Here is a 10,274-nt window from a genome sequence, read left to right on the forward strand (position 1 = left end):
GTGTAGATGCGCCCGACGGAATCGGAAGGGAAGGCCGAAGGCCTGGACGACGATGAGGACGGGGCAGTCCGGAGCGAAGGCTCCGGACCGCAATCGTAGCCCCGCCCTCACCCGCCTGCCCCGGCACGCGCGGCTTAAGAAGAAAACCCCGCGCATCAAACAAACATCAAGCCTTTAAGCCAGATCCTTCAACAACAACTCCCAAAACTTCAACCGCTGCTCCAACGTAGAAACCAAGATGTACTCATTCAAAGTATGAGCACCATCTCCGTCCGCACCCAAACCATCGAGCGTCGGAATTCCCATGGCGGAGGTGAAGTTGGCGTCGCTGCCGCCGCCCGTCATCGGGGCGTCTTCCAGCAGGAAGCCTGCGCGTTCCGCGTAGCCTTGCACCAGCGCCAGCAGGGCGGCGGCTTCTGCCGTCTTTACCATCGGCGGGCGGTTCAGTTCCACGTCGATGTCCAGCTCCACGTCCGGGCCCACTGCGCACAGCTCGCGCATGCGGCGCAGCACGTCTTCGGCTGCGCCCATGTCCGGCACGCGGAAATCCACCACGCAGCGGCATAGCGCCGGCACCGTGTTCGTTACCGTGCCGCCGGCGATCGTGCCCACGCTGACCGTGATGCCGCGCTCGTAGTCCGTCATCGCTTCCAGCGCCAGCACCTGGTGCGCCATCTCGCGGATCGCGCTGCGGCCCTTCTCGTGCTGCATGCCGGCGTGGGCCGGGCGGCCCTTCACGTTCAGGTTCAGCATGCCCGTGCCCTTGCGCGCCGTCACGCACTTGCCGCCGTTCGGGCGGGCAGGCTCGCACACCAGCGCGTACTTCGCGTTGGCCGCGAAACGTTCGATGTGCACGCGCGAGGCATGGCTGCCCGTTTCTTCGTCAGGCACCACCAGAAAGTCCACCGGCAGTTGCGTCGCGCCCGGACGGGCCACGCCTGCCAGCGCCGTCAGCGCCAGGTAGATGCCGGCCTTCATGTCGTAGCTGCCCGGGCCGTACAGGCGATCGCCTTCGATGCGCACCGGGTTTTCCAGCAGCGTGCCCACCGGGTGCACCGTGTCCATGTGCGCCAGGATCAGGATGCCCGGGCGCGTGTCGCCGGGGGCGCGGTTGGTCGCGTACAGCAGCGGGCCGGTCGTGGGGCCCAGCGACGACAGTTCCACCGTCAGGCCGGCCGCGGCCGCGTAGTCGGCGATGATGCGGGCCATGGCGGCGATGCCGTCGGGGAAGTTCGAGGGCGATTCGCATTGCAGCCAGCTTTGGATGCCGGCGACGAGCTGTTCAGTGCGGGAAGAAGACATAGCGGTATCCGGGAATGTCGGCTAGGAAAGGGGGAGCGTTCAGGCGACTTGCTGGCCGGCCAGGCGGGCCAGTTCGGTGTCGTCGGGCATGCGGCCGTCGAACCACAGGCTGGCGCATACGGCGGACATCGCGCGACCGTCGTGGCCGATGCCGGGCACCACTTGCAGCGTCCAGTTGAACGGCACGCCGCGGCGTTCGGCTTCCTTGCGGCCGGCTTCGAAGTAGTTATGGGCGCGCGCGAAACGGTGCGGGCCCTGGCGCATCGCAGCGGGTTCCGACGGCAGGTTCGGGTCGTCGGTGGCGATGTCCTGGTCGCCCGCCAGGATCATCATCGGGTAGGCCAGCAGCTTGACCAGGTGGTCTTCCGTCAGGCCCACGCCGTCCATGCCTTCGGGGAAGGGGTAATCGAACGTCGGCAGCGTGTACCAGCCCGGGTTGCCTGCCGCCACCGCCTTGAACGGGGCGTGCGACTGGCTGCTCATCAGGCGGTGCACGAACTGGCCGCCGGCCGAGTGGCCGAACAGGTAGACGTTCTGGCCATCGGTGATTTCGCCGTCGATCATGTCGCGGATCACGTTGCCCACCAGCGCGTAGGTCCAGCCGTCGATGTGGCGCGGGTTGCCGCCGGCCGAGAACACGCGGCCGTTGTTGTAGCTTTCCACGCCCGGCCAGATCTCGTTGGAGAACGTCAGCGCCACGATCAGCAGCTTGTGCTTGTCGGCCGCCTCGACCCAGAAGTCGCGGTATTCGTCACCGTTGCGCAGCACGCCGTGCTGCACGATCACCACCGGACGGTCCGGCGTGTAGCCGTAGGGGCGGTAGGTCTGCAGCTTGAACGGGCGGTCGGAATTGCGGTCTTCGTCGATGTAGGCGATGGTGTTGCGGCCCGCGTGGCCCATTTCGATGGAGATGCGGTCCTTGTTGGACATGTCGGAGGGTTTCATGGCGTTCAGGCGGTGGCTTCGTTCAGGTGGCAGGCCGACCAGTGGCCCGGCGATATTTCTTTCAGGGACGGCGCCTGCTCGCGGCAGCGCGGCATGGCGTGGGGGCAGCGGGGGTTGAACGTGCAGCCGGGGGGCGGGTTCAGCGGCGACGGGATTTCGCCCTTGATCGGCGTGAACTTGCGGCCCCGGCGGGCCACGTCCGGCACCTCGGCCATCAATGCCTGAGTGTACGGGTGGTTGGCGTGCGCGAAAATCTCGGCAGACGTCGAGATCTCGACGATCTTGCCCAGGTACATGATCGCCACGCGATCCGAGATGTGCTTGACCACGCCCAGGTCGTGGCTGATGAACAGGTACGTGAAGCCGTGCTGTTCGCGCAGGTCCATGAACAGGTTGATCACCTGCGCCTGGATCGACACGTCCAGCGCGGCCACGGGTTCGTCGCACACCAGGAACTTGGGCGCCACCATCAGCGCACGGGCGATGCCGATGCGCTGGCGCTGGCCGCCCGAGATCTGGTGCGGGAAGCGGTCGCGGTACTCGGTGTCCAGGCCCACTTCCTTCAGTGCCTGGTCGATGCGGGCTGGAATCTCGGCCGGCGGCGCCAGCTTGTGCACCTTGAGCGACTCGCCCAGGATCTGGCGCAGGCGCTGGCGCGGGTTCAGCGAGGCTTGCGGGTCCTGGAAGATCATCTGCACGCCCAGCGTGTAGGCGAGCTTGTCGGCGCCACGCAGACGGCGGGCGTCCTGGCCCTGGTAGAGCAGGTCGCCTTCGGTCTGGCGGTGCAGGCCGGCCACGACGCGGCCCAGGGTGGACTTGCCACAGCCCGATTCACCGACCAGGCCGACGACTTCGCCGCGGCCGATGCGCAGGTCCACGCCGTTGACGGCATAGACGGTGCGGCGGTCGATGGGGCGGCCGGTCAGGGCCAGGATGCGCTGGGCCAGGTCGGGCCGCTGCTCGAAGCGCTTGTGGACGTTCTTGAGCTCGATGACGGGGGTATCGGCTTGGCTCATGCTTGCTCGGCCTCGCGGGCGATCGGGACGTAACAGCGATAGCTGCGCGGACCTTCGGTGGTGACGGTGGGGGCTTGTTCGGTGCAGCGCGTGACCGCGTGGGCGCAGCGCGGCCGGAAGGCACAGCCCGACGGGCGGCCGGCCAGGCTGGGCGCCATGCCGTTGATCTGGTGCAGGCGCGCACCCGGCTGGGTGGCGCCGGGCATCGAGTCGAGCAGGCCCTTGGTGTAGGGGTGGCGAGGGGAATCCAGCACCTGTTCGACCGGACCGCTTTCGACGATGCGGCCGGCGTACATGACCGCCACGCGGTCGGCCAGTTCGGCCACCACGCCCAGGTCGTGGGTGATCCAGATCAGCGCCGTGTTGTGTTCGCGGCAGATCTCCTGCATGCGGTACAGGATCTGGCCCTGGATGGTGACGTCCAGCGCCGTGGTGGGTTCGTCGCAGATGATCAGGTCGGGCTTGTTGAGCATGGCGATCGCGATCGCTACGCGCTGGCGCATGCCGCCCGAGAACTCGTGCGGATAGCTCCTCAGGCGCTTTTCCGGCGACGGGATGCCGACCATGGCCAGCGCTTCGCGGCAGCGTTCCAGGGCCTGGGCGCGCGGCACGTCCTCGTGCGTCAGGATGGCTTCCATCATCTGCTCGCCGATGCGCAGCACCGGGTTGAGCGTCATCAGCGGGTCCTGGAAGATCATCGCGATGCGGTTGCCGCGCAACTGGCGCATCTGCTCTTCCGAGAGCTTGCGCAGGTCGTTGCCCTTGAACTTGACCTCGCCGTCGACGACTTCGCCCGGTGGGTCGATCAGGCCCAGCAGCGAGAAACCGGTGACCGACTTGCCCGAGCCCGATTCACCGACCAGGCCCACGATTTCGCCACGGCGCACGGTGAGGTCGACGCCGTCGACCGCCAGCCAGGCGCCGGCTTCGGTATGGAATGCGGTGCGCAGGCCGCGCACCTCGAGTAGTGTTTCGCTCATGTCAGTAATCCAGTGCGCAAACCGCCGCAGGTGTAGCGTGTGCCGCTCCATCGGGATGCCGCGGAGCCGGCTTTGCCGGGCCGCAGGCATGCCCCCTTGAGGGGGAAGCGCGCAGCGCTTCGGGGGGGGGCGTCATCTTTTGGGATCCAGGCTCTCGCGCAGGCGGTCGCCTACGATGTTGATGGAGAGGATCAGCACCAGCAAAGCAATGCCCGGGAACAAACTGATCCAATAGTCGCCCGACAGCAGGTACTGGAAGCCGTTGGAAATCAACAGGCCCAGCGACGGTTCGGTGATGGGCACGCCCACCCCCAGGAACGACAGCGTCGCTTCCAGCGCGATGGCGGTGGCGATCTGGATGGTGGCAAACACCATCACGGGGCCCAGGCAATTGGGCAAGAGGTGGAACACCATGATGCGCCACGCCGGAAAGCCCAGGTTGGCGGCGGCTTCGACGTATTCCTTGCGGCGTTCCTGCAGCGCGCGGCTGCGCATGATGCGGGCGTAGTGGCCCCACTGCACCAGCACCAGCGCCAGGATCACCTTGTCGACCCCGCGCCCCAGCACCACCAGCAGCACCAGCGCCACCAGGATGGTCGGAAAGCCCAGGATGAAGTCGACGATGCGCATCAGCACGGTGTCGACCAGGCCGCCGAGGTAGGCGGCCACCAGGCCGACCGCGCCGCCCACGGCGGTGGCCAGCATCACGGCGGACAGGCCCACCATCAGGCTGATCCGCAGGCCATACAGGATGGCGCTGAGCATGTCGCGGCCCTGGTCGTCGGTGCCGAGCCACGCGATGCTGCCGTCCATCAGCGCCTGGCGCGGCGCCAGGCGGCCGTCCATCAGCGACAGGTTGGCCAGGTCATAGGGGTTCTGCGGCGCGAAGTACGGTGCGAACACCACCAGCAGGATCAGGATGATCAGGGCGATGGCCGAGCCGCGCACGGTGGGGCGGGCCCGCAGTTTCTTCAGGATCGAGGCGCGCTTGGGCGTATCGGCCAGGGGCTGGACGGTACGAGTGCGGCCGGTGTTGGGAGGATTAGCCATGGCGGTTATTGAGCAGGGGTCACGAGCTGCACGCGCGGGTCGAGCGCGGCGTACAGGATGTCCACGACCAGGTTGATGACCACGAAGATCAGGGTGACCAGCATCACGTAGGCGACCACCACGGGGCGGTCAAGCTGGTAGACGCTGTCGATCAGCAGCTTGCCCATGCCGGGCCATGCGAACACGGTTTCGGTGATGGTGGAATAGGCGATCAGGGTGCCGAATTCCATGCCGATCACGGTGACCACCGGGATCAGGATGTTGCGCAGGATGTGGCGGCGCACGATGCGGCCGGGCTTGACGCCCTTGGCCCGGGCGAATTTCACGTAGTCCTGGCTGCGGGCCTCGACCACGCCCGAGGCCGTCAGGCGCAGCACCAGGGCGATGTTGGCCAGCGCCAGGTTGATCGCCGGCATGATCAGGTGCGACCAGCCGTCGGCCGTCAGGATCGACAGGCGCACACCCAGCACGGTGACCGTGTCGCCGCGGCCGGTGGCCGGCAGCCAGCCCAGCCAGACGGCGAACAGCAGGATCAGCATCATGCCTTGCCAGAAGTTGGGCAGCGAAAAGCCCAGCACGGAAGAACCCATGATGCCGCGGCCTAGCGGCTCGTCGCGGTACAGGCCGGCCACCAGGCCCAGCGGAATGCCGATCACACAGGTCAGGCCGATGGCCACGATGACCAGTTCGAACGTGGCGGGAATGCGCTGCACGATCAGTTCGATGGCGGGAATGCCGTGCACGAACGACGTGCCCAGGTCGCCATGCAGCGCGCGCCACAGGAACCCGGTGTATTGCTGCCATACAGGCAGGTCCAGGCCGAGGCGCGCGATCATGGCTTCGCGGGCGGCCTGGCTGGCTTCGGGGCTGACCAGCAGCTCGATCGGGTCGCCCACGGCATACACCGCGAAGAAGACCACGACCGATACGGCCAGCAGTACGAACAGACTCTGTATCAGTCTGCGTAGGATGAAAAGGGCCACGTGATATTTCCTTGGTGGGCTCGGGTTGCAGGCGCCGGATTGGCGATCTTATTGGGCGGGTCTGGCCGACAGGGCCAGGGTGTACTGGGCGGCGCGGCCTTCGTCGGTCAGCGCTTTCCTGAACGCCCAGATACTGCTTTCGAAGTGCAGGGGAATGCTGGGCAGGTCGATCCGCAGCGTCTGGGGGGCGGCCTGGGCCAGGGCGGTGGGCGCACCGCCTGCCATGGCGGCCGCCAGCGTACAGGCGGACAAGGCGCTGCGGATGAAAACGTTTGCGGACATTGCGTTCCCTTGGGGCCTTTTTATGTATGGCGGGGCGCCGTCGAGGGGGCCCCGCCTGGTCAGTCAGGCGATGGGCTGGGCCAGCCGTACGACGGTGACGCCGGCGCGCAGGTTGGCGGTGGACGGCATGATCAGCACGCAGTTGTCATAGGGCGTGGTCACGGCCTCGCCCTCGGACCAGCCGATGACGGTGCCGGCGCGCGGCAGCGTTTCCAGGCCTTTCCAGGGCTCGGCGAAGCGGAAATCGGCGCTTTTGGCGGCCACCGCGTGGGTCACGCGCAGGGCGCGCTGGGCGCTGGCCTGGGGCGCGATCCAGTCTTGGGGCAGGTCGGCTTCGTCCACCGTGCCGGCCGCGATCAAGAAGCGCGCCATCTGGTCGACCGCGACGCCGCGGGCCTCGGGGGCGCCGTGGAAGCCGCATTCGATCAGCAGCGAACGGGTGCCGTTGTCGCCCGCTTCACCGAAACGGCCGTAGTCGCGCATGCGCACGCCGGCGGCGTGCCCGGCGTCGGCAATGATGGTGGCGGGATTGCCCAGCGCCAGGGCCAGGTCGATGTTGCGTTGTTCCAGGCCGGTCAATTGCAACGGCACGTCGGAATTGCTCATCGAGTGGAAATCCAGCAGCCACTCGGCCTGGGCCACCCAGGGGCGGATCTCGGCGGCGCGGCGGCGTTCCTGGCTGATCGGCTGGGCCAGCTTGTCGTCGCTCCAGACACGGTTCATGTCTTCGTCGACAAAGCGCGCCGGGGCGTAGTTGGCCGGGTCGAAGCGGTCGAACGCGGCCAGGTTGCAGAACGCCAGCGTCAGCGAACCGCGGCGCGGGCGCAGGCCCGCGGCCAGGGCGTCTTTCAGGGCCCAGGCGCCGCACAGCTCGTTGCCGTGGATCAGGGCGCTGAGCATGACGCGCTTGCCCGGTACGCCGGAGTCGAAATGCCAGACGCCCGGCGTATCCGTATTGCCCAGGCGTTCGGCCGACAGATCCGGACAGGCAAGCAGAAAGGGGCGCGGACGGGGCGCGGACGAAGACAAGGACATGGGAACTCCGATCAAGCGAAGGGGATTGTATAGGGGATGACGGCAGAGGGCGGTCAGGCGGCGGTCAGGTAGGGGTTGAGCGCCCGCGTTGGGCCACGATATCCGCGCCTTGTTCGCCCAGGTCCCAGAACAGGCCCGCCATGACGGCGGCGGCTTCACGCGCCACGGACGCCAGCAGGTGCTCGTCCGGGCCGTGCTGACAGCAGGCGGGGTAGGAATGGGGCACCCACACCGTAGGCAGGCCCAGCACTTCGGAAAACGCGTCGTTGGGCACCGTGCCGCCCAGGTTGGGCAGCAGCGCCGGCGTCTTGCCGGTGGTGGCGGCCAGCGAGGCCACGGCCCAGCGGGCCCAGGGATCGTCGGGGTCCAGCCGGGTCGCGGGCGTGCCGCGGCGCATGCGGATGGCCACTTGCGTCAGGCCGTGCGCATCCAGATGGCGGCGCAGGATGGCTTCGGTCTGGCGCCAGTCGGTGCCGACCACGAAACGCAGATTGCAGGTGGCGCTGGCGCGCGGCGGAATCGCGCCCACCGGGTTGTCCGGGTTGCCGGTCTTGTAGGCCAGCACTTCCAGCGTGTTCCAGCCGAACAGGCGTTCGGCCAGCGACAGTCCCGGTTCACCCCAGTCGGGATCGATATCGGGCGCGTCGTCGTCCTGGCCAACCTGGATGCTGGCCAGCGCCTGGCGCACCGCGGGCGGAATGGCCGGGGGACGCAGGCCGTCGACCCGCAGGCGGCCGCGCGCATCGACCAGGCTGGCCAGCGCGTTCGCCAGGATGATGCCGGGGTTGGGCAGCACGCCGCCCCAGTTGCCGGAATGGTGGGCGTGGCCGCGCAGGTCCACCACCAGGTCGAACAGCAGCGTGCCGCGCGAACCCAGGAACAGGGTCGGCAGGTCGGCGGCCAGCCGCGGACCGTCGGAGGCGATGAAGACGTCGGCGGCGAGCAGGTCGCGCCATTGGTCGCAGGCCTGGTGCAGGCCAGGCGAGCCGACCTCTTCGCCGCATTCCACCAGCATGCGCAGGTTGAAGCCCAGGCGTTGCCTGCGTTCGGCCAGCACCTGTTCCAGCGCGGCCATGTTGATGCAGTACTGGCCCTTGTTGTCGGCCGTGCCGCGGCCGTACCAGCGGTCGCCTTCGGCGGTCAGTTGCCAGGGGGCCAGGCCGTCGCGCCATTGTTCGTCGTAGCCGCGCACCACGTCGCCATGGGCATACATCAGCACGGTGGGCAGGGCCGGATCTTCCAGGCGCTCGCCGATCAGGAAGGGCGGGCCGCCTGCCACGGGGTTGTCTTTGACGTGACAGGAAAACCCCAGCCCTTGCAGACGCGGCGCCACCGCCGTGCGAAGGTAGTCGTACAGCGCGTCGCGCTGCTCGGGATTCTGGCTTTCGGTGCGGTAGGCGACCAGGCTGGCCAGGTCGCGTTGCAAGGCGCCGCTTTCGGCGTAGGCGGCCGCGCGGCCGACGGCGGCGGCACGGCTGGCGCTCGGGACTGCTGCTGACACGGACTTCCCCTTATCTGGACGGACGCGTCGTGCGCGCCTGCCTGCATCGTTGCGCAAATTCTAGGATCAGGGAAGCTTTCTCTACAATTAGAATATTTATCGATAGCTTTGCATAAAAGGCAAAGCTTCATCCCGGCGCTTCCCCACCTACAAGGGTTGAATATGCACGGCATTGCCTTGCGCTATTTTGTCGAGGTTGCCCAGGCAGGCAGCTTGAGCGGGGCGTCCGAGCGCCTGCATGTGGCCGTGTCGGCCATCAGCCGCCAGATCGCCAAGCTGGAAGAAGAGGCGGGCGCGCCCTTGTTCGAACGCGCCGCGCGCGGCATGGTGCTGAGCGAAGCTGGCCGATTGCTGCTGGCGCACGCCCGCCGCACCTTGTTGGAATCGGAGTCCGTACTGCAGGAAATCGCCGCCCTCAAGGGCATGGCGCGCAACGAGATCCGCATGGCCGCGGTCGAAGGCGTGGCACGCATTTTCCTGCCGTCTTCCATGGCGCGCTTTCGCCGCGACTGGCCCGACGTGCGCTTTGACCTGCACGTGGGGGCGCCGTCCGACGTGGCCCGGCGGGTCGCCGAAGGCAGCGTCGAGTTGGGCATGACCTTCAATGTGGAACGGATCGCTGGTGTCAGCGTGCGCTATTCGCGCCGGGCGCCGGTGCATGCCGTGATGGCCGCCGGCCACCCCTTGGCCGGGCGGCAGAGCGTCAGCCTGCAGGACCTGGGCCGCTATCCGCTGGCATTGACCGGGCCGGGCACCACCACCCGGCACCTGTTCGAAATGGGCTGCCTGCTGGAATCGGTGCAGCTCGAACCCACGCTGACCTGCAACGATTCCTCGCCGCTGCACGGCTTCGTGTTCGGTTCCGACGCCATCATGCTCAGCGGCTATATCTCGGTGGCCTGGAGCCTGAAGCGTGACGAACTGGTGGCGGTGCCGATCTCCAATGCCGAACTGCAGTCGCGCACCTTGCAGATCTACGTCATGCAGGGGCGGGTGCTGCCGCCCAAGACCGAGGCCTTCATCGCCCTGCTGTCGCGCGAGCTGGATCGGCTGCTGGGCGACGGGCCGGCGCCCTGACGCATCGCGGCATCGGCACGGCGATTCCGCGGCCAAAGAAAAAACGCCGCCCCCCCGGGGCCGGCTCTTTTAAACAATTCCCAGACCCACGAACCCTTTGGGT

The 10,274-nt window shown here is 67.5% G+C and carries 10 protein-coding genes; 1 reads left to right on the plus strand and 9 read right to left on the minus strand.

Features of this window, described 5'->3' with window-relative positions; all coding sequences use genetic code 11:
* Positions 1-174: 174 nt before the first annotated feature.
* The 9 genes from AC6LJ2_RS29370 to AC6LJ2_RS29410 form a co-directional block, all read right to left on the minus strand.
* Positions 175-1,302, minus strand: coding sequence for a M20 family metallopeptidase (locus AC6LJ2_RS29370; protein WP_263915773.1), 1,128 nt, complete (start codon positions 1,300-1,302; stop codon positions 175-177).
* A gap of 39 nt (positions 1,303-1,341) precedes the next feature.
* On the minus strand, positions 1,342-2,247 hold the full coding sequence (locus AC6LJ2_RS29375) for an alpha/beta hydrolase (protein WP_498152715.1): 906 nt from the start codon (positions 2,245-2,247) through the stop codon (positions 1,342-1,344).
* A 5-nt stretch (positions 2,248-2,252) separates the two neighbouring features.
* Positions 2,253-3,263 carry an oligopeptide/dipeptide ABC transporter ATP-binding protein gene (locus tag AC6LJ2_RS29380; RefSeq protein WP_263915775.1) on the minus strand — a complete coding sequence of 337 codons (1,011 nt, stop codon included), beginning with the start codon at positions 3,261-3,263 and terminating at the stop codon, positions 2,253-2,255.
* Positions 3,260-4,243, minus strand: a complete 984-nt coding sequence (locus tag AC6LJ2_RS29385; RefSeq protein ID WP_263915776.1) for an ABC transporter ATP-binding protein — start codon at positions 4,241-4,243, stop codon at positions 3,260-3,262. Before AC6LJ2_RS29385 ends, AC6LJ2_RS29380 begins: the two co-directional genes overlap by 4 nt.
* Before the next feature lie 132 nt (positions 4,244-4,375).
* Positions 4,376-5,293: an ABC transporter permease subunit gene (locus AC6LJ2_RS29390; RefSeq protein WP_263915777.1), complete on the minus strand. Its 918-nt coding sequence runs from the start codon at positions 5,291-5,293 to the stop codon at positions 4,376-4,378.
* Positions 5,294-5,298: 5 nt separating this feature from the next.
* Positions 5,299-6,276, minus strand: coding sequence for an ABC transporter permease (locus AC6LJ2_RS29395; protein ID WP_263915778.1), 978 nt, complete (start codon positions 6,274-6,276; stop codon positions 5,299-5,301).
* Positions 6,277-6,324: 48 nt separating this feature from the next.
* Complete coding sequence (locus tag AC6LJ2_RS29400; RefSeq protein WP_445659233.1) at positions 6,325-6,558, minus strand: hypothetical protein; 234 nt, start codon at positions 6,556-6,558, stop codon at positions 6,325-6,327.
* Positions 6,559-6,621: 63 nt separating this feature from the next.
* Positions 6,622-7,593 carry a M14 family metallopeptidase gene (locus AC6LJ2_RS29405; protein ID WP_263915780.1) on the minus strand — a complete coding sequence of 324 codons (972 nt, stop codon included), beginning with the start codon at positions 7,591-7,593 and terminating at the stop codon, positions 6,622-6,624.
* Positions 7,594-7,657: 64 nt separating this feature from the next.
* Positions 7,658-9,094 carry a M20 family metallopeptidase gene (locus tag AC6LJ2_RS29410; protein ID WP_498152716.1) on the minus strand — a complete coding sequence of 479 codons (1,437 nt, stop codon included), beginning with the start codon at positions 9,092-9,094 and terminating at the stop codon, positions 7,658-7,660.
* Between the two features lie 162 nt (positions 9,095-9,256).
* On the opposite strand from AC6LJ2_RS29410, the gene AC6LJ2_RS29415 reads away from it, so the two are divergent.
* Positions 9,257-10,171, plus strand: coding sequence for a LysR family transcriptional regulator (locus AC6LJ2_RS29415; RefSeq protein ID WP_498152717.1), 915 nt, complete (start codon positions 9,257-9,259; stop codon positions 10,169-10,171).
* Positions 10,172-10,274: the final 103 nt, after the last annotated feature.

Source organism: Achromobacter sp. 1014246743, from assembly GCF_059760725.1.